At 62.5% G+C, this 19,582-nt stretch carries 16 protein-coding genes; 12 read left to right on the plus strand and 4 right to left on the minus strand.

Annotation, left to right across the window (positions count from 1 at the left end):
* Window positions 1-26 precede the first annotated feature (26 nt).
* On the plus strand, window positions 27-722 hold the full coding sequence (gene lexA, locus BLT75_RS01210) for a transcriptional repressor LexA (RefSeq protein WP_093026874.1): 696 nt from the start codon (window positions 27-29) through the stop codon (window positions 720-722).
* On the opposite strand, the gene BLT75_RS01215 is transcribed toward lexA, so the two are convergent.
* Complete coding sequence (locus BLT75_RS01215; RefSeq protein ID WP_245706298.1) at window positions 716-2,650, minus strand: ComEC/Rec2 family competence protein; 1,935 nt, start codon at window positions 2,648-2,650, stop codon at window positions 716-718. The two genes, lexA and BLT75_RS01215, sit on opposite strands and share 7 nt — an antisense overlap.
* Window positions 2,651-2,824: 174 nt before the next feature.
* Between BLT75_RS01215 and gltX the strand changes: the two genes are divergently transcribed.
* From gltX to BLT75_RS01230, 3 genes are all read left to right on the plus strand, one after another.
* Entirely contained in the window at window positions 2,825-4,231 is a 1,407-nt protein-coding gene (gltX, locus tag BLT75_RS01220; RefSeq protein WP_093026876.1) for a glutamate--tRNA ligase, read from the plus strand.
* A gap of 122 nt (window positions 4,232-4,353) precedes the next feature.
* Window positions 4,354-5,649, plus strand: a complete 1,296-nt coding sequence (locus BLT75_RS01225; protein WP_093026878.1) for a citrate synthase — start codon at window positions 4,354-4,356, stop codon at window positions 5,647-5,649.
* Window positions 5,650-6,010: 361 nt separating this feature from the next.
* On the plus strand, window positions 6,011-7,195 hold the full coding sequence (locus BLT75_RS01230; protein ID WP_093026880.1) for a hypothetical protein: 1,185 nt from the start codon (window positions 6,011-6,013) through the stop codon (window positions 7,193-7,195).
* Window positions 7,196-7,208: 13 nt separating this feature from the next.
* Here BLT75_RS01230 and BLT75_RS01235 read toward each other — a convergent pair whose 3' ends face one another.
* Window positions 7,209-8,264, minus strand: coding sequence for a PA0069 family radical SAM protein (locus tag BLT75_RS01235; RefSeq protein ID WP_093026882.1), 1,056 nt, complete (start codon window positions 8,262-8,264; stop codon window positions 7,209-7,211).
* Window positions 8,265-8,560: 296 nt separating this feature from the next.
* On the opposite strand from BLT75_RS01235, the gene BLT75_RS01240 reads away from it, so the two are divergent.
* Together BLT75_RS01240 and BLT75_RS01245 are read left to right on the plus strand one after the other, a co-directional pair.
* On the plus strand, window positions 8,561-9,259 hold the full coding sequence (locus BLT75_RS01240) for a corrinoid protein (RefSeq protein WP_093026884.1): 699 nt from the start codon (window positions 8,561-8,563) through the stop codon (window positions 9,257-9,259).
* Between the two features lie 182 nt (window positions 9,260-9,441).
* Entirely contained in the window at window positions 9,442-10,116 is a 675-nt protein-coding gene (locus tag BLT75_RS01245) for a DUF1638 domain-containing protein (protein ID WP_093027319.1), read from the plus strand.
* A gap of 61 nt (window positions 10,117-10,177) precedes the next feature.
* On the opposite strand, the gene BLT75_RS01250 is transcribed toward BLT75_RS01245, so the two are convergent.
* Window positions 10,178-10,951 (minus strand): 3-hydroxybutyrate dehydrogenase, encoded by a 774-nt coding sequence (locus tag BLT75_RS01250; RefSeq protein ID WP_093026886.1) that lies wholly within the window; start codon window positions 10,949-10,951, stop codon window positions 10,178-10,180.
* Between the two features lie 321 nt (window positions 10,952-11,272).
* Here BLT75_RS01250 and BLT75_RS01255 point away from each other — a divergent pair, with 321 nt between their 5' ends.
* Window positions 11,273-13,087, plus strand: coding sequence for an extracellular solute-binding protein (locus BLT75_RS01255; protein ID WP_425441106.1), 1,815 nt, complete (start codon window positions 11,273-11,275; stop codon window positions 13,085-13,087).
* Window positions 13,065-13,661: a hypothetical protein gene (locus BLT75_RS25175; RefSeq protein ID WP_342726676.1), complete on the plus strand. Its 597-nt coding sequence runs from the start codon at window positions 13,065-13,067 to the stop codon at window positions 13,659-13,661. Before BLT75_RS01255 ends, BLT75_RS25175 begins: the two co-directional genes overlap by 23 nt.
* 6 nt (window positions 13,662-13,667) lie before the next feature.
* Here BLT75_RS25175 and BLT75_RS01265 read toward each other — a convergent pair whose 3' ends face one another.
* Window positions 13,668-14,291 (minus strand): helix-turn-helix domain-containing protein, encoded by a 624-nt coding sequence (locus tag BLT75_RS01265; RefSeq protein ID WP_093026890.1) that lies wholly within the window; start codon window positions 14,289-14,291, stop codon window positions 13,668-13,670.
* A gap of 65 nt (window positions 14,292-14,356) precedes the next feature.
* Here BLT75_RS01265 and BLT75_RS01270 point away from each other — a divergent pair, with 65 nt between their 5' ends.
* The 4 genes from BLT75_RS01270 to BLT75_RS01285 all read left to right on the plus strand — a co-directional run bounded on the left by BLT75_RS01270 (window position 14,357) and on the right by BLT75_RS01285 (window position 19,537).
* Window positions 14,357-15,874 (plus strand): class I adenylate-forming enzyme family protein, encoded by a 1,518-nt coding sequence (locus tag BLT75_RS01270; RefSeq protein ID WP_093026892.1) that lies wholly within the window; start codon window positions 14,357-14,359, stop codon window positions 15,872-15,874.
* Window positions 15,871-16,527, plus strand: a complete 657-nt coding sequence (locus BLT75_RS01275; RefSeq protein WP_093026894.1) for a DsbA family oxidoreductase — start codon at window positions 15,871-15,873, stop codon at window positions 16,525-16,527. Before BLT75_RS01270 ends, BLT75_RS01275 begins: the two co-directional genes overlap by 4 nt.
* 80 nt (window positions 16,528-16,607) lie before the next feature.
* Complete coding sequence (locus BLT75_RS01280) at window positions 16,608-17,825, plus strand: multidrug effflux MFS transporter (RefSeq protein ID WP_093026896.1); 1,218 nt, start codon at window positions 16,608-16,610, stop codon at window positions 17,823-17,825.
* A 44-nt stretch (window positions 17,826-17,869) separates the two neighbouring features.
* Complete coding sequence (locus BLT75_RS01285; RefSeq protein WP_093026898.1) at window positions 17,870-19,537, plus strand: tetratricopeptide repeat protein; 1,668 nt, start codon at window positions 17,870-17,872, stop codon at window positions 19,535-19,537.
* Window positions 19,538-19,582 lie beyond the last annotated feature (45 nt).

Here is a 19,582-nt window from a genome sequence, read left to right on the forward strand (position 1 = left end):
AACGCATGGATCAATGAGGACGGGCAATGCTGACCAAGAAGCAGTTGGATTTGCTGGAGTTCATTCACAAGCGGATGCAGAAGGATGGCGTTCCACCCAGTTTCGACGAAATGAAACTGGCCCTGGACCTGCGATCGAAATCAGGCATTCATCGTCTGATCACGGCGCTTGAGGAACGAGGCTTCATCCGTCGCCTCGCCCATCGTGCAAGGGCGATCGAGATCGTGAAATTGCCTGAAAGCCTTGGCGGAGAACCTGTGGCGGGCTTCACGCCCCGGGTGATCGACGGGGATCGGCCGGACCACCCGCGCCCGGCACAGGCCGAGGCGGTCGCGGTTCACGCAATCGAACTGCCGGTGATGGGACGTATCGCCGCCGGCGTGCCGATCGAAGCGATCAGCCATGTCTCGCATCAGGTCGCCGTTCCCGGCAGCATGATCGGTCAGGGCGATCACTATGCGCTCGAGGTGAAGGGCGACTCGATGATCGAGGCAGGGATCAACGATGGTGACGTGGTGGTGATCCGCGAAACCTCCACCGCCAACAACGGCGATATCGTGGTTGCTCTGATCGAAGGCCACGAGGCGACGCTGAAACGGTTCTATCGCCGGGGCGGCGGTATTGCCCTCGAAGCGGCGAACCCGGCTTACGAGACGCGCGTCTTTCCGGAAGGCAAGGTCAGCATCCAGGGCCGCCTGGTCGGGTTGATCCGCACCTATTGAAAAGATCGAGGCGGCGACCACAGTCGACGGCCCTCTCCGGCAATACCCGTCAGTTTGCCATCCCTGGTCAGGCTGACCGAACCGGTACTCAAAAGATGGTCGGCGTCGAAAACCAAGCAGGATCCGTCGAGCGTCAACGGTACGGCCGAAACCACGATCTGGTTGTCCAAACAGGTGGTCAACTCGCCTGCGCTGCGTTTGCCGGTCACATGTATGACTTCAACGGTCCCAGTCGAAAGCCGCCGCGTGCCGCCGCTGTCAGGCCAACGCGCGGCAGCGGTGGCCTGATCGGCGCCGTCGCCATCGTTTTCAAGCCAGACATCGGCAATGAAACCGGCGCCGCGCGGTTTGCTGAGCGCACGGCCTTCGTCGGTCATCACCCCGACCAGCCCGGCGGTATCCGCTATCAGTATCGCGGGGCGTTCCGCCTGCGCCCAAAGACCCAGTGCCAGGATCATTGCGCCCCCACCCGCCAGGCGTAGCCTTCCCCGCCAGAGGACCAGCCACAGACCGCCGAGCGCCAACAGCGGCAACACCGCCGGGCCGGAACTGACCACATGGCCCTGCGCCCCGTCCAAGTCCTGCACCCAATGCGCCACTGCCAGGATCCAGCGCAACCCGAGCCCCATCAGTTCCAGCCCGATCCAGTCCAGCCCGACAGGCGTCAGCACCAGGGCCAGAACCGCCGACGGGATAACCAAAGTCCCCATGACCGGAACCGACACAAGATTGGCCATCAGCCCGTAATGCGCCACAGTGTTGAAATGCGCGGCCCCGAAAGGCGCAGTAGCAAGCCCGGCGACTGCCGATGACAGCACTACACCCATAACCGGTTGCAGCCACCGAGGCCCAAGCATGATGTCTGCGTCACGCACCCATCCGAACACCGCGACCAGCGCCACGGTTGCGGCGAAACTCATCTGAAACCCCGGTCCCAGCAACGCCTCGGGCCTGAGCAGCAGGACCACAAGCGCCGCAACCGACAGGGATCTCAGCGACAGCGCCCGCCGGTCGACCAGAACAGCACCAAGCATGACCGCGACCATAACGAAGGCGCGTTGGGTGGCAACATTGCCCCCGGACAGCGCGAGATAGCCAGCCGCGACCACAAGGGCTCCGATCGCGGCAAGTTTGCGGACCGGAAGACGCAGCGCCAGGGACGGGATCAGGGACAGGCCGAACCGGATCGACGAATAGACGAAACCCGCCAGCAACCCCATGTGAAGCCCGGAAATGGCAAGCAGATGGGCCAGATTGCTCGCCCGCAGCGCCGCAATCGCTTCCTCGCCCACTCCACTGCGGTCACCGGTGGTCACCGCTGCCGCAAAACCGCCGACATCGCCCGGCAAACGATCCTGTATGTGTTTCGAGATCGCGACCCGGATCGCAAACACATGCAGCCTCGGCTCATCATGGTCCGGCAGAGCGGCGATCACGACAGGTGCGCGCGTATAGCCAACCGCGCCAAGGCGCTGGAACCAGGCATGACGCCGAAAGTCGAAGCCACCGGGCTCAACCGGCCCCTGAGGCGGAGAAAGATGCGCCGTAGTCATGATCCGGGCCCCCGGAATGATGCGTAGACTGTCCTCGGGCACAGATATCCTCACGCCATGCGGCACTGCGGCCGGCGGCACCCTGTCCAGCCGCACCTGATCGAGCGTCACCCGCAAACGGTCCGTGGCGGAGCGGTCAAGCCCGACGACCCGGCCCTCGACTGGCCCGAAGTAGCGCCAACCCAGAACCGGTGCCGCAACGTGATGTGCCCGCGATGACACCAGAACAACGCCCGCCGCCACCAGAGCTGCGGCCCATATCAGTGGCGTCCATGCCCCTGGATGCAGGACCGCGACAAAAGCCAGCACCAGTGCCAGAGTGGCGCATGTCACGATGACCGCTAGTCCGGGCTCGTGCAGGGGTGCAAAGTACAAACCGATCCCAACCCCCAAGCAAACCGGTACCCAGGGGAAAAGATGCCCCCTCTGAATCAGCAGGGCGCGTTCGATCGGTGCCACGAGACGCATGCTTGCTCCTACCCGCCCGGCTCGTTAGACAGACCGCAGAACCCTAGCCCCCTTACGGTTACCAAAAGGTAAAATGCTCTCATGACGGATCAGGTCGTCACCCGTTTCGCCCCCTCGCCCACAGGTTACTTGCATATCGGCGGGGCTCGTACCGCCTTGTTCAACTGGCTTTATGCCCGGGGGCGCGGCGGAAAATTCCTGCTCCGTATCGAGGACACAGATCGCGTCCGTTCGACTCCCGCAGCGACGGCCGCCATCCTGCAGGGTCTGGGCTGGCTGGGGCTCGACCATGACGGCGAGGTGATCAGCCAGTTCGAACGCGCGCCCCGTCATGCCGAGGTCGCGCATGAACTGCTGGCCGCCGGCAAGGCGTACAAATGCTTTTCGACGCAAGAGGAAATCGAAACCTTCCGCGAGGCGGCCCGCGCCGAAGGCCGCAGTACGCTCTATCGCTCGCCCTGGCGCGATGCCGATCCGGCGACGCATCCCGACGCGCCCCATGTGATCCGCATCAAGGCGCCGCTGGAAGGGACAACCGTGATCCGGGACCGGGTGCAGGGAGACGTGAGCATCCGCAACGACCAGCTTGACGACATGGTGCTGCTCCGGTCGGACGGAACTCCGGTCTACATGCTTGCCGTGGTGGTCGACGACCACGACATGGGTGTGACCCATGTAATCCGCGGAGACGATCACCTGAACAATGCCGCGCGCCAGATGATGATCTACGAAGCGATGGGATGGACGGTTCCGGTCTGGGCACATATTCCTCTGATTCACGGACCGGACGGCAAGAAACTGTCAAAACGGCACGGCGCGCTTGGTGCGCAGGAATACCAGGCAATGGGATATCCCGCTGCCGGCATGCGCAACTACCTGGCCCGGCTGGGCTGGAGCCACGGTGACGACGAATTCTTTACCGATGAACAGGCCAGGGAATGGTTCGATCTGGACGGAATCGGCAAGTCGCCCGCCCGGTTCGACTTGAAGAAGCTCGAGAATCTTTGCGGCCAGCACATCGCGGTTTCCGATGATGCTGCATTGCGGCATGAGATTGAGGAATATATGGTGGCGGCCAAACTTCCGCCACTCACGCCGGCGCAGTCCGATGCTCTGGAACGTGCGATGTATTGCCTCAAGGACCGCGCCCGAACATTTCCGGAACTCCTTGAAAAAGCTGAGTTTGCCCTCACGTCCCGGCCGATCGTCCCGGATGAGAAGGCCGCAGCGGCGCTCGCCTCTGTATCCGACGGTATACTGAATGAATTGACGCCGCATTTGCAAAATGCTAGCTGGACGCGAGATAGTCTTGAAGAAGCTTTGAACGCTTTTGCCGAGGCCAAGGAAACCAAGTTCGGCAAGCTGGCTGGCCCGCTGAGGGCAGCACTTGCAGGACGGTCGGTAACGCCCTCGGTTTTCGACATGATGCTGGTTTTGGGACGAGATGAAACTCTGGCCCGTATCCAGGACGCGGCGGACGCTGCCTGATCTTCATGATCGTGCAATGTCTCGCGGTTACTACCTGAGCTTGCGCGTCCGCGCGCAGGCCCGCCCGCACGTATCGCGCACCGCCGAAGTGCGCCCGTGCCTGCCATGAGGAAGGGACATAAATGACTGAAGAAAAGAAAACCGCGACGCTCAGCCTGAACGGCCAAAACTACGAGTTGCCAGTCCTTTCGCCATCGACCGGCCCGGACGTGATCGACATCCGAAAGCTCTATGGACAGGCGGGCGTATTCACCTACGATCCGGGCTTCACCTCGACCGCAAGCTGCGACAGCACCATCACCTATATCGACGGCGAACTGGGCGAACTCCTGCACCGCGGCTATCCGATCGACCAGCTGGCTGCAAAGTCGCACTATCTCGAAGTCTGCTACCTGCTGCTTTATGGTGAGCTGCCGACCGCGAAGGATCTGGAGAAGTTCGAAACCACGATCACCCGTCACACCATGATCCACGAGCAGATGCACTATTTCTTCCGCGGCTTCCGCCGGGATGCGCATCCGATGGCGACGATGGTGGGTGTGGTCGGCGCGATGTCGGCCTTCTACCACGACTCGACCGATATCAGCGACCCGCACCAGCGTGAAATCGCCAGCCACCGTCTGATCGCGAAGATGCCGACCATTGCCGCGATGGCGTACAAGTATTCGATCGGCCAGCCGTTCATGTATCCGCGCAACGACCTGGATTATGCGGCCAACTTCCTGCAGATGTGCTTTGCCGTACCGGCCGAGACCTACCATGTGGATCCGATCCTGGCGCGCGCCATGGACCGGATCTTTACCCTGCATGCCGATCACGAGCAGAACGCCTCGACCTCGACGGTGCGTCTGGCCTCGTCCTCGGGCGCCAATCCGTTTGCCTGCATCGCCGCCGGCATCGCCTGCCTCTGGGGGCCGGCGCATGGTGGCGCGAACCAGGCGTGTCTGGAGATGCTCAAGGAGATCGGCACCCCCGATCGCATCCCCGAATTCATCGCCCGCGCCAAGGACAAGAACGATCCGTTCCGCCTGATGGGCTTTGGCCACCGCGTCTACAAGAACTTCGACCCGCGCGCGACGGTGATGAAGCAATCCGCAGACGAGGTGCTGGACCTTCTGGGCGTCGAGAACAACCCGATCCTGGCCACGGCCAAGGAGCTCGAGCGCGCCGCCCTGGCCGATGACTACTTCGCCGAGAAAAAACTGTTTCCGAACGTGGACTTCTACTCGGGCATCATTCTCGAGGCGATGGGTTTCCCGACATCGATGTTCACCCCGATCTTCGCGGTGTCGCGCACCGTGGGCTGGGTCAGCCAGTGGAAGGAACAACTGGCCGATCCACAGCACAAGATCGGGCGGCCGCGCCAGTTGTACCTGGGCTCTACCGCACGCGACTACGTGGATATCGAGAACCGCTGATCCGACCGGTCAGCCTGTTTTCCGGACTCCGGCGGCCCGTCCGCCGGAGTTTTTCGTTTGACACATGCAACCGATCGTTTCGCACAGGCACGAAGGACCAACCGGCCTGTTTCGCAAATCATGCGCCGGCGGTTGCCCGCAGCCTCGCCTTCCGGAGAATCATGCCCGCGCCGACCAGGGACTGACCTGCGGGTGTTGTTTCCTGTATCGCGAACGGATCTCCGCACATAAAGATTTTGTTTCCGAAAGATCAACGACAAGGGCCCCAAACCACGGGTTTTGGACGAGAAATCGTTTATTATATGTCCAAATTGTGGCCACCTCTCTAACTTCGGCTGCGGTTCATCTTAGGGGGGTCAATATGACCGGAACGATTGGCGAAAAAACACAGATCACCGTGACTTTGGGCTGCGAACCGCGTCTGCTGGTCACCATCGTGGAAAAGTTTGATGGCGGCCTTTTCATAGATATCAAATCCGAAGACCCGGATGCAGAAGTTGGTGATCTCGACGGTTTCTTCTTCAATTTCACCGACGATGCGACCATGAACGGGCTGCATATCTGGCCCGACGAAAACCAGGGAACGCAATGGGCCCCCGTCACGGACATCCAGATGAACCCGGATGCGGTCGACAGCTTGAGCAATGGTGCGCAACTGGCAGAAACCTATGACGCCGGCATTCAGTTCGGGTTGACACCGGATTCGACCCAAGGCCATGTCAGCGCCGCCAACTTTACGATGTGGTCGGAAAACGGCCCGCTCAGCATCGAGGATATCGACCTCGACAGCCTCGCCGCGGTGGTGAACTCGGATACAGAGAACGGTATCGTCAAGACGGTCAGCGACAGCACCAACAGCGGCGACGGCTATGGCGAGGAAGAGCATGAAGATGACGAGTGCGCCTTCCTCATCGAGGGGCCGGTCAATACCGAAGTGGTACTGACCCAGCTGGAGAACGGCGATATCCGGGTCGATCTGCAAGTGCTGGAGGGCGACGATCCGGACGCCACCGGACAGATCGGCGATATCAACGGATTGTTCTTCAACGTCGCCGATGACAGCCTCCTGAACGGCATGACCGTGACCGGCGACGATGTGACCGGATCGCAATTCGCGGCCGGGTCCGTGAACAATCTGGGCAACGGCGTCAACATGCACGGTACGCAGGAAGGCGAGACGAGCGAGACCGCAAACGGGTTCGATGCCGGTATCGCGATCGGGCACACCGGTATCGGAGGAGGCGACGATATTCGCGCCACCAGCTTTACCCTGTCACATCCCGACGGGCTGAGTCTCGAGGATTTCAGCGGCGAGTTCTTTGGCCTGCGGCTGACCTCGGTCGGAGACGAGGGCAGCGACGACCGCGAAGACTCTCTGAAACTGATCGGCCAGTGCGAGGAGGAACCGCAACCGCCGATCTGCGACGACCAGTATTACCTGAACGATGTCATGGCGCTGATGACCCAGCCCATGCATGACGAGTTGGCCTATGAAATGATGGCGAGCGAGCCGGTCGAAGAAATGGATCTGGTCGAAACCTATTGAGTCCGCTGTCCGGTCAGAACAGGCTGAGCTGATCGCCGGCCTGCGCCGGCACCCGGAACAGATCACATCTGAGGGCTGGCGCCTGCTGTGCCAGCCCTAGTCGCTTGCAAGCGGTCCTGAACCGTTGCGCCATCATCTCGGCGTATTGCCCTTCACCGCGCATCCGGTGGCCCCAGCGCGGATCGTAATCGCGCCCGCCGTGCATCTCGCGCAGCCGCGTCATCACCTTGGCCGCGCGGTTCGGCACGTGTTCGGCCAGCCATTCCTGCCAGAGCTGCGACACCTCGCGCGGAAGGCGCAGCATGATCCAGCTGGCCGTGTCGGCGCCCGCCTCGGCCCCGGCGGCCAGCAGCGCCTCCATCTCGTGATCGGTAAGCCCCGGCACCAACGGCGAGGTCATCAGCCGAACCGGAACCCCGGCATCGGTCAGTACACGGATCATCGCCAGACGCCTCTTCGGCGCGGGCGCCCGCGGCTCCATCCGCCGCGACAGATCGGCGTCGAGCGTTGTCAGCGAGATGCCTACGCGCACCAGCCCGCGCGCCGCCATCGGAGCCAGGATGTCCAGATCCCGTTCGATCAGCGCGCCCTTGGTCACGATGGCCACCGGGTGACCGAAATCGGCGAGAACTTCCAGGCAGGCGCGGGTGATCCTGTGGGTTTTCTCGATCGGTTGATAGGGGTCGGTATTGGTGCCAATGGCGATCGGGGCGACCTTGTAGCGGCGCGCGCTCAGTTCCGACCGCAGCACATCGACCGCATTGGGCCGCGCTACCAGGCGGGTTTCGAAATCGAGCCCCGGCGACAGTCCCAGATAGGCATGGGTCGGACGCGCGAAACAATAGACGCAGCCATGTTCACAGCCCCGATAGGGGTTGATCGACCGGTCGAAGGGCAGATCCGGCGAACGGTTGTAGGTGATCAGGCTGCGCGCGGTCTCAAACGCGACATCGGTCCGGAGCAGCGGCAAGTCCGGGTCGTTGTCCCATCCATCGGATTCGCAGACCCGCCCATATCGTTCGAAACGCCCCACCTCGTTGCTGAGCGCGCCACGGCCAAGCGTACGCATGCCGGGATTGAGGGAAGAATCTGGTCGCGTCATGGAACATGAATAGAACATTTTGCGAACATTGCGCAAGCACGGGATCAGCCCGATCAAGTCCCGAAAGCACCGCGGCGGACCGGATCATGCGCCCTGTCCATGATCATTCTGCGAATTACTCATTTTTATTCGGGGGATTTCCTTTCTATAGGTCGGTTGCAACACCGCCCATGTCGCAATCGACGCAGTCGAAAAGTGACCCTTGGGCAAAAAGGGGAAAAGTATCCGGGGCAGCCCCCCACCAACGCTCAAGGAATCGCGCCATGTCGGAAGAAGAAGACATCATCCTGTCGGAACTCGACGACGAAGAACTCGTCCAGCAGATGTTCGACGACCTCTACGACGGTCTGAAGGAAGAGATCGAGGAGGGCGTGAACATCCTGCTCGAACGCGGCTGGGCGCCCTACCGCGTCCTTACCGAGGCACTGGTGGGCGGCATGACCATCGTCGGCGCCGACTTCCGAGACGGCATCCTGTTCGTGCCCGAAGTGCTGCTGGCCGCCAACGCGATGAAGGGCGGCATGGCCATCCTGAAACCGCTCTTGGCCGAAACCGGTGCCCCGCGCGTGGGCAAGATGGTGATTGGCACCGTCAAGGGCGACATCCACGACATCGGCAAGAACCTTGTGTCGATGATGATGGAAGGCGCAGGCTTCGAAGTGGTCGATCTGGGCATCAACAACCCGGTCGAGAACTACATGGACGCGCTGGAGCGGGAACAGCCCGACATCCTGGGCATGTCTGCGCTGCTGACCACCACCATGCCCTACATGAAGGTGGTGATCGACACGCTGGTCGAAAAAGGCGTGCGCGATGATTACATCGTCCTGGTCGGCGGCGCGCCGCTGAACGAGGAATTCGGCAAGGCGATCGGCGCCGACGCCTATTGCCGCGACGCGGCCGTGGCAGTGGAAACCGCCAAGGATTGGGTTGGTCGCAAGCACAACCGCATGGCCGTCTGAGCCGACAGGGCAACCGTACAAGGCCGGGGCCACCCTTGCGGGTGGCCTCGCGCGTTCCGGGAGCTGGCGTTTCGCACGGCGCCCGGCCCCGGTGTCGGAACTTTCATGCGCCATGTCGGCCAGGGGCTTGCCCCCGGCCTGTAATGCACCATTCTCAGGGTCCAGACATGGACGGAACCGCGATGACCGATACCAGCCCCCTGCCCGACGACGACGCGCTGACCCGCGACGGGCTCGACCTGCGCAGTGGCCAGGCGCGTATCCTGCTGATCGCCTGCGGCGCTCTGGCGCGCGAGATCCTGGACCTGCGCGACCGCAACGGTTGGTCGCACATGGACCTGACCTGCCTGCCGGCCATCCTGCATGTTCACCCCGACCGGATCACTGCCGCCGTAGAGGAGGCAGTCGCCAAACACCGGGCGCGCTATGCCCGCATCTATGTCGTCTATGCCGATTGCGGCACCGGCGGGTTGCTGGAACAGGCCTGCGCGCGGCTCGGGGTCGAGATGGTGAAGGGGCCGCATTGCTATTCCTTCTTCGAGGGCAACGATCGCTTCGCCGAGATCGCGGAACAGGAGTTCACCGCCTTCTACCTGACCGATTTCCTGGTGCGCCAGTTCGATGCCTTCGTGTGGAAACCGATGGGCTTCGACCGCCACCCCGAACTGATCCCGATGATGTTCGGCAATTACACCAAGCTGATCTACCAGGCCCAGACCGACGACCCGGCCCTGACCGCCAAGGCGCGCGCCTGCGCCGACCGGCTCGGCCTCGCCTTCGAGCGGCGATTCACCGGCTATGGCGATCTTGAGACAACACTGACCGATTGGGCCAGGCCGCCAACTTCGACCGCCTGACCGCATCCCGAACGATAATCCGGCAGCCGGCCGAGGCATCCCCCGGCCGGTTCCTTTTTGATTACAGCGCGGTCCAGCCGCCATCGACGCTGATCGTGGTGCCGGTGATCTGCGCCGCCGCATCCGAGCACAGAAACACCGCAGTGCCACCCAGCTGTTCGACAGTGGCGAATTCCTTGGACGGCTGGCGTTCCAGCATGACTTTCTTGATCACCTCGTCACGTCCCATGTTGTATTTGGCCATCGTGTCGGGGATCTGAGCCTCGACCAGCGGCGTCAGGACATAGCCCGGGCAGATGGCATTGCAGGTGATCGGTTCCTGCGCGGTTTCCAGCGCCACGGTCTTTGTCATCCCCACGATGCCATGCTTGGCCGCGACATAGGCCGCCTTGAAAGGAGAGGCCGTCAGACCATGTGCGGAGGCGATGTTGACGATCCGCCCCCAGCCCGCAGCCCGCATCATCGGCAGCGCCGCAGCGGTGGTGTGAAACGCCGAATTCAGGTTGATCGCGATGATCGCATCCCATTTCTCGACCGGAAACTCGTCGATCGGCGACACATGCTGGATACCGGCATTGTTCACAAGGATATCGCAGACCCCTGCCTGCGCGATGAGATTACGGCACTCCTCGCCCTTGGACATGTCGGCCTGGATATACCGCACCGCAACTCCGAACTCGCCCGCGAGCTGCGCGGCCAGCGCGTGATCTTCATCCCGGTCGGTGAACGAATTCAGCACGACGTCCGCTCCCGCACGCGCCAGTTCCCTTGCAATGCCAAGGCCGATACCGGAGTTGGAGCCGGTAACGATAGCGGTCTTTCCCTTCAGCGACATGTCTTGCCCTCTCTTGAAATGTCCGTCGCGCGGAACCCTGCCATGCTGCACTTGCAAAGGGAACGGCAAAACGCGCGGCCTCGTTTCCCTGGAAGGTTTTGCTGAAGCCGAAATCCATTACCGGCAAACCAAAAAAAAACGCCCGCGCAAGGCGGGCGTTAAGTTATTGAGGCAGGTTTCATACAGGCAAGAAACCTATCGAGCAGTGACCCCTTTATAAGCAATTCCGTGCTCGCATCCAAGCTAAAAGTTTGAAAATACGTGAATCCGTCGTTAGGGTGATGACCAAGAAAATAAGGCCCGAGCAGGATTGTTGCGCAAGTGCGACTAGATTTTTTCTGTACTTTCCGCCGGCTGACGGCGGGAATCGTCCTCGTTCTGACCGCAGGCAACGCCGCGGCAGATTCGCGACATGCCATAGCTATGTATGGTGAACCGGCCTTGCCACCGGATTTTGTGTCTTTGCCCTATGCTAATCCGGACGCCCCAAAGGGTGGCCGCATCGTGTTCGGGAACACCGGGGGCTTCGACAGCCTCAATCCCTTTGCCCAGAAAGGCACGGTTCCCTGGCAGATGCAGTTCTGGTCCTACGAGAGCCTGATGGGCCGCAGTTGGGACGAACCGTTCACCCTTTACGGCCTCCTTGCCGAATCGGTCGAGACACCTGCAGACCGTTCCTGGGTGGAATTCACCCTGCGGCCCGAGGCCCGATTCTCGGACGGAAGCCCTGTCACGGTCGAGGATGTGATCTGGTCCTACCGGACGCTCGGCACCGAAGGACACCTGCGCTATCGCGGGTTCTGGTCGCGCATAGCGGCGATCGAGGCGACCGGGCCGCGCAGCGTGCGCATCACCTTTGCCGATGACGACCGGGAGCTCGCCATGCTGGCCGGTTTGCGCCCAATTCTGAAAAAGGCGCAATGGGACGGGCGCAGCCTGGCCGAGGGCGACATTCACGATATCCCGATCGGCACCGGTCCCTATGTCGTGTCCGCCTACGAACCGGGCCGTTATGTCACTTTTTCCCGGAACGCCGACTACTGGGGCCGCGATATCGGGTTCCGGCGCGGCACGATGAATTTCGACGAGATGCGGATCGACTTCTTCGGCGACCAGTCGGTGCTGTTCGAAGCCTTCAAGGCGGGCGAGATCAGTGCGGTACGCGAGTTCAACGCGCAAAAATGGGACAGTGTCTACAATTTCCCGGCCGTCCAACGCGGCGATGTCCTCAAGACCGAGATCGTGCACGGTAAACCGTCAGGCATGACCGGTTTCGTGATCAATACCCGCCGCGCGCCATTTGATGACTGGCGGGTACGCGAGGCGCTGATGCTCGCCTTCAACTTCGAATACATCAACGACACGGTGACCGGCGGTGCCATGGGGCGGATCACCTCCTATTTCTCGGGCACCGATCTGGCCTATCGCCCCGGCCCAGCCAGCGGGGCCGTCGCCGCCTTGCTGGCCCCGTATGTCCACGATCTGCCGCCGGGCACGATCGAGGGTTACAACCTGCCGCAAGGCGACGGCACGGCCCGAAACCGGAGCAATCTGCGCAAGGCCGCCGACCTGTTGGCCGAGGCCGGTTTTGGCATCCGGGATGGCGAACTCTTTGGCCCGGATGGCAATCGCTTTGCGTTCCGCTTCCTGATCCGCCAGGGCGACACCGATATGCAGACGGTGATCGAGATCTACACTCGCGCACTGGCGCGGCTGGGCATTCTCGCGACGACCGATAAGGTCGACAACGCCCAGTACACCGCCCGAATCGCCGAGCTGGATTTCGACCTGACCCCGTTCCGACGTGACCTGTCCCTGTCGCCGGGCAATGAACAGCGGCTGTATTGGGGTTCGGAGACCGCTGACCAGCCCGGCACCCGCAATCTGATGGGTGCGAACCTGCCGGCCATCGACGCGATGATCGACGCCATGCTGTCCGCCCGCAGCCAGGACGAACTGATCGCCGCCACCCGTGCGCTCGACCGCATTCTGACCGCCGGGCGCTACGTGATCCCGATCTGGAATTTCGACGTTGGCCGTATCGCCCATGTCCGGCAGATGCGGCATCCGGACTATACGCCGATCTATGGCGACGGGCCGCAGTACATGCCGGATGTCTGGTGGTACCGGGATTGACTCCCGATCCATATTTTCACCTTTCTTGAAATATGTGATTTGCGAGGCCGCCTTCACCAACCCGGCGGTGGCCGTCGTGCACGGGTTCGCAGACACTCAGGCCGAGTTCTACCTCGGCCACCTTCCTATATTCATCCTCATGCAACTGATCGCCGTCGGCAACGGCCATGTGGTGCTGAACTGCCTGTCAGCCGGGGAACAGACCGGAGCACACCTTTTTCGCGAAATCTCCAAGGCACTTCGCCTTTTTGTCGTGCGGCGTTTTGCCCGGTGCTTGCTGAACCGTTACATTTCTACTCTGTCCCGCGGGGGGAGCATTTCGCATGGGGCTCACAGAGGAATGCTCGACATGTTGACCTGGACAGACCTCACCCGTGACTGGGGTACTTCCTTCGCACGGGCGAAGGTCAGATTTCCCAACCTGCATGAACGCGACATGCCTTTTCTCAAGCTCGATCGTGCCCGCTTCGAAGCCTATCTGGCGGAAAGGCACAACCTGACGCTGGACGAGGCGCGCGAAGAGTTTGCCGATTTTCTCTATGTCGAAGCATTGAACCGCGAATGCGGAAAATGAAGATGCTCAGGACAGCGAAGTGACCCACAGGATCGTTGCATCCTCGTCGCTGGTCGAAATCACGTTATGGCCCATGGATGCGTCGTAATAGGCGCTGTCGCCCCGGCGCATCTCGACCGGCTCGTAGAACTCGGTGTACAGGCGGATGACGCCGGTCAGCACGTACAGGAACTCTTCGCCGTCGTGTCGCACCCAACCGTCGAACTCCTCCATCGATCGGGCGCGGACGCGCGCGCGATAGGGCAGCATCTGTTTTTTGGTCAGGGTGTCGGCAAGAAGCTCGTGCTCGTAGGTCGCCGTCGCATGGGCCGCGCCATCGCCGGATTTCGTCACCGCCATGCGTCCGTTGATCTGGTCCTTCTGCGGCGGCGTGAACAGTTGCGGCACCGAGATCTGCAACCCCACCGCCAGTTTCTTGAGCGCCTCATAGGTCGGCGACATCTGGCCATTCTCGATCTTGCTGAGCGTGGATCGGGCCAACCCGGCCTTGGTCGCCGCCTGTTCCAGCGTCCAGTCGCGCGCCTTGCGCAACTCGCGGACACGGGCGCCAAGATCCAGCGGCTCGGCGTCGCCCTGGCTACCGTTGGAACGCGCAATTCGGATCAGGGATTTCGGGTCGCGGCTGGTCATGTCGCTGTCTATAGGACCATAGCAGCCCGCTTGCAACGGGTGCGGAGGCAGGCTAGCCAAGAGCCATGCTGTCGATCTTTGATCAAGGGCCACCGCCGCCCTGCCCCGCCCCGTTCAACCTGGCCGCCCATGTCCTGCGTCACGCAGAGCGACTGGCGGATAAGACCGCCTTGTCCGTTCTTCATGACACCCGGACCGACGACTGGAGCTATGCACGCTTGCGCCAGGCCATTCTCGGCACGGCGACCGGGTTGCTGGAGACCGGGTTGAAACCCGGGGATCTCGTCCTGATGAGGCTGGGAAATACGGTCGAGTTCCCGGTTGCCTATCTGGGGGCCATTGCGGCAGGGATCGTGCCGGTTCCAACCTCGTCGCAACTGACCGAACCGGAAACCGCGCGGATGATCGCCGAACTGAACCCGGCCGCCGTCCTGCGCGATGCAGATGTCGCCTGTGCCCCGCATCCCAAGCAGATTGGGACCGAGGCACTCAATGCCATGCACGATCTGCCGCCGTCCGATTTCGCCATGGGCGACCCCGACAGGCTGGCCTATGCAGTCTATACCTCCGGCACCTCGGGCAAGCCGCGCGCGGTGGCCCATGCCCACCGGGCGATCTGGGCACGTCAGATGATGGTCGATGGCTGGTACGGCCTGACCGAAGACGACCGGCTGTGCCACGCAGGCGCGTTCAACTGGACCTATACACTGGGTACCGGGCTGATGGACCCCTGGACCATTGGCGCCACCGCGCTGATTCCCGCGCCAGGCACGGATATCGACCGGCTGCCGGATCTGCTGGCCCGGCATCACGCGACGATTTTTGCCGCCGCCCCGGGCGTGTACCGCAAGCTCTTGCAAGGGCGCGACCGGTTGGACCTGCCCGCTTTGCGCCACGGCCTGTGCGCCGGTGAAAAACTGGCTCGGGCCTTGCACGAACAATGGAGCCGGGCCACCGGCTCCGAACTATACGAGGCATTCGGCATGTCCGAATGCTCCACATTCATCTCGTCATCCCCGGCGCATCCGGCGAGGGGCGATGCCTTGGGTCAACCGCAGCCGGGCCGGCGTGTGGCGATCCTGGGACCCGACGGACCCGTGCCCCAGGGCGAACCCGGCACCATCGCCGTGCACCGGAGTGACCCTGGCCTGATGCTGGGCTATCTCAATGCCCCGGACGAGGCCGCCGCCCGCATGCAGGGCGACTGGTTCCTGACCGGCGACCAGGGCGCGATGGCCATCGACGGGCAGGTCACCTATCTGGGCCGCGACGACGACATGATGAACGCGGGCGGGTACCGCGTCTCTCCGGTCGAGGTCGAAGCGGTGCTGGCACGCTATCCGGGGATCGACCAGGCTGGAGCGGCCGCGGTCGAGGTCAAACCCGACACCTTCGTGATCGCCGCCTTCTATTCCGGTCCCCGGGAACTGGACGAAACCGCGCTCAGGGCCTATGTCGAGGCCAACCTGGCGCGGTACAAGCAACCACGCGCCTTCGTCCACCTTCCCGCGCTGCCTACGGGCGGCAACGGCAAACTCCTGCGCCGGGCGCTGCCGGCCTATTTCAAGGGGCCGTCCCGATGACCCAGACCGTCAAGCTCGATATCCTGTCCGATCCGATCTGCCCGTGGTGCTATATCGGCAAGGCCAATCTTGAAAAGGCGCTGGCAGCCATTCCCGATCATCCCTTTGTCATCGAATGGCATCCGTTCCAGCTGAACCCCGACATGCCCGACGCCGGCATGGACCGGCGCGAATACCTCGAAAGCAAGTTCGGCGGCAAGGAAGAGGCCGTGCGCGCCTATGCCCCAGTGGTCGAACACGCGCAAAAGGCCGGGCTGAACATCAATTTCGAAGCGATGAAACGAACGCCGAACACGCTCGACGCCCATCGCCTGATCCATTGGGCCGGGATCGAAGGCAAGCAGGCGCAGGCGGTCGACGCGCTGTTCCGCGCCTATTTCACCGAGGGCCGCGACATCGGGGATCATGAGGTTTTGGGCGATATCGCCGACAGTATCGGAATGGACGCGGCAGTGGTGCAGAAACTGCTCAAGACCGACGCCGACCGCGACGACATCGCCAAGCGCGATGCCCATTCGCGCGAGATGGGGGTGAACTCGGTTCCGACCTTCATCGTGGCCAATCAGCATGCTGTTCCCGGCGCACAACCGCCCGAACTCTGGGAAAAGGTGATCCGCGAGATCATGTCCCAGCTTGAGACCAGTACTGCATAATCCCACATGGCTCTGTGCGTTTGTGCGACTGGCCCCCTTGCCCCGGTCATGTTAGCGGCTAATCGGTAAGGAGACCGCCCATGGCAGACCGGATGTCCAGGACCGAATTCATCGCGCTGATCGCGATGATGTTCGCCACGATCGCGTTTTCGATTGATTCGATGTTGCCGGCTCTGCCCGAAATCGGGCTGGAGCTGAGCCCCGACGAACCCAACCGCGCGCAATTGATCCTGACCTCTTTCGTGCTGGGCATGGGGATCGGCACGTTCTTCACCGGGCCGCTTTCGGATGCCTTCGGACGCAAGCCGGTGATCTATGGTGGCGCCGCGCTCTATGTCCTGGCCAGCGTCGTTGCCTGGGCCAGCCCTTCGCTGGAACTGGTGCTGGCGGCCCGTATCGCTCAGGGACTGGGTGCGGCAGGTCCGCGAGTCGTCGCCATGGCCATCGTCCGCGACCTCTACTCAGGCCGCCAGATGGCGCGCATCGTCTCGATCGCCATGATGATCTTTACCCTGTTTCCGGCCTTTGCGCCGCTGATGGGGGCCGGTCTCATCGCGCTGACAGGCTGGCGCGGCATCTTCGCGGCCTTCGTGCTGTTTTCCACCGTCTCCATTCTCTGGATGGGCTTCCGCCTGCCGGAGTCGCTGCCCGTCGAGAACCGGCGCCCGTTCCGCCTTCCCCTGCTGGCCGACGCGGTACGGCAGATGTTCGGCCACCCGACGGTCCGGCTGTCGATCATGGTGCAGACGCTGTGCATGGGGACGCTGTTCACCATGTTGACCATGGTTCAGCCAGTCTATGACGTGATCCACGACCGGGCGGACAGTTTCCCGTTCTGGTTTGCCCTGGTGGCTCTGCTTTCGGGCTCTGCCAGCCTGCTCAACGCCGCCCTGGTGGTTCGGGTCGGCATGCGCCGTATGGTGACATGGTCGCTTGGGGCGCAGATCATCATCACTCTCGCCGTGATCGCGTTGAACAGCTTGCCCCTGTCGGACAGCCTGTCTTTCGGCCTGTTCATCGCCTGGCAGACGGCGGTGTTCTTCATGGCGGGCACGACACTGGGCAACCTGAACGCCATCGCGATGGAACCCATGGGGCATATCGCGGGCATGGCCGCCTCGGTCATCGGCGCTGTGGCCACCGTGCTCGCGGCCGCGATTGCCGCCCCCGTCGGGCTCTTGTTCGATGGCTCTTTGGCACCGCTCACCACAGGTATTCTGACCATGTGCACCTTGGGATTCCTGCTGATGCTGCACATGGGACGGATCGAAGACCGCCTGCCTGAGGTTTCCCTGTAACCCGCTTTCGCGTACTCTTCTCGTAAGAGAGGGGAGTATCCGGAATGGACGATTATGGCTATGACCTGGGCAGCCATACCTGCCCGATAACGACCACGTCGCCCGAGGCGCAACTCTGGTTCGATCGCGGTCTGATCTGGACCTATGGCTACAACCACGAAGAGGCGGCCGTCTGCTTCCAGCGCGCGCTGGAGCATGATCCGGACTGCGCCATGGCCCATTGGGGCGTCGCCTATGCCACCGGCCCCAATTACAACATGCCCTGGGAGTTGTTCGACACCGATGGCCGCGCCACGGCATTGCAGACCGCATTCGACGCCACCCGGGCCGCGCTGGCACGGCTGGATGGCTGCACGCCGGTGGAACAGGCGCTGATCCGCGCCCTGCCCGCGCGCTATCCGCAGCGTGAACTTGACGACGACATGCATCGCTGGGACCATGACTTTGCGGGTGCGATGCGGGCAGCCTATGCTACCGATCCGGCGCATCTCGACCTGCGTACGGTCTACGTCGAAAGCTTGCTCAACCTGACACCCTGGAAGATGTGGGACCTCAAGACCGGGCGCCCCGCCGAAGGGGCCGCCACGCTGGAGGCGCAGGAGGTTCTGGAAACGGCGTTGCGCGACGATCCGGCCGCCATGTCGCACCCGGGCCTGCTGCACCTCTACGTTCACCTGATGGAAATGTCGCCATTCCCTGAAAAAGCTCTCAAGGCCGGCGATGTGCTGCGCACGCTGGTGCCGGATTCCGGGCATCTGGTGCATATGTCCACGCATATTGACGTCTTGTGCGGGCATTATCACGATGTCGTCTACTGGAACCAGAAGGCGGTCGAAGCCGATCTGAAATACTTCCGCCGCGAAGGTGCGTTCAATATCTATTCTGGCTACCGCATCCACGACTACCATTTCGTGATCTACGGCGCATTGTTCCTGGGACAGATGCAGCCGGCGCTCGACGCGAACCGGGGCTTGTGGGAAACCACCCCCGAAGAGATGCTGCGTATCGAAAGCCCGCCGATGGCGGATTACTTCGAAAGCTACATGGCAATGGGCCCGCATATCCTGATCCGCTTCGGGCGCTGGCAAGAGGCGATCGCGCTGGAACCGCCCGCCGACCGCGACCTGTACCGCACCCTGACCGCCACGGTGCATTATGCCCGCGCGGTTGCCTTTGCCGCCACTGGCCGCGTGACCGAAGCGGAGGCCGAGGAACAGGTCTTTCTGGCGGCGGCGGAACGGGTTCCGGACAGCCGGCTCCTGCACAATAACCGCGTCGTCGATCTGCTGGAAATCGCAAGGGAAATGCTGCGCGGCGAGATCGAGTACCGAAAGGGAAACCATGACGCGGCCTACAGCCACCTGCGCCGCTCGGTCGAGCTGGACGACAACCTGCCCTATGACGAGCCCTGGGGCTGGATGCAGCCGACGCGCCACGCGCTGGGCGCGCTGCTGTTCGAGCAAGGCCACCGTGCCGAAGCCGAGGAAGTGTACCGCGCCGATCTGGGGCTTGGCGGCCACCTGAGCCGCGCCGCCGTGCATCCAGATAATGTATGGAGTCTCAGGGGCTTGCACGACTGCCTCAAGGCGCGCGGTGAAACCGTCGAGATCGTGCAGATCCGGCAGCGGCTTGACCTTGCGCTGGCCCGGGCCGACCGCGCGGTGGGTGCGTCCTGCTTCTGCGCACAGGCGGCGATGCGGGCTGCGAAATGAGATGCTGCTTTGCCCTGCGCCCTTGCCGGTCACCTGTCCCCGGAT

The sequence above is a fragment of the Ruegeria marina genome (assembly GCF_900101475.1).
Taxonomy (GTDB): Bacteria; Pseudomonadota; Alphaproteobacteria; order Rhodobacterales; family Rhodobacteraceae; genus Ruegeria_B; species Ruegeria_B marina.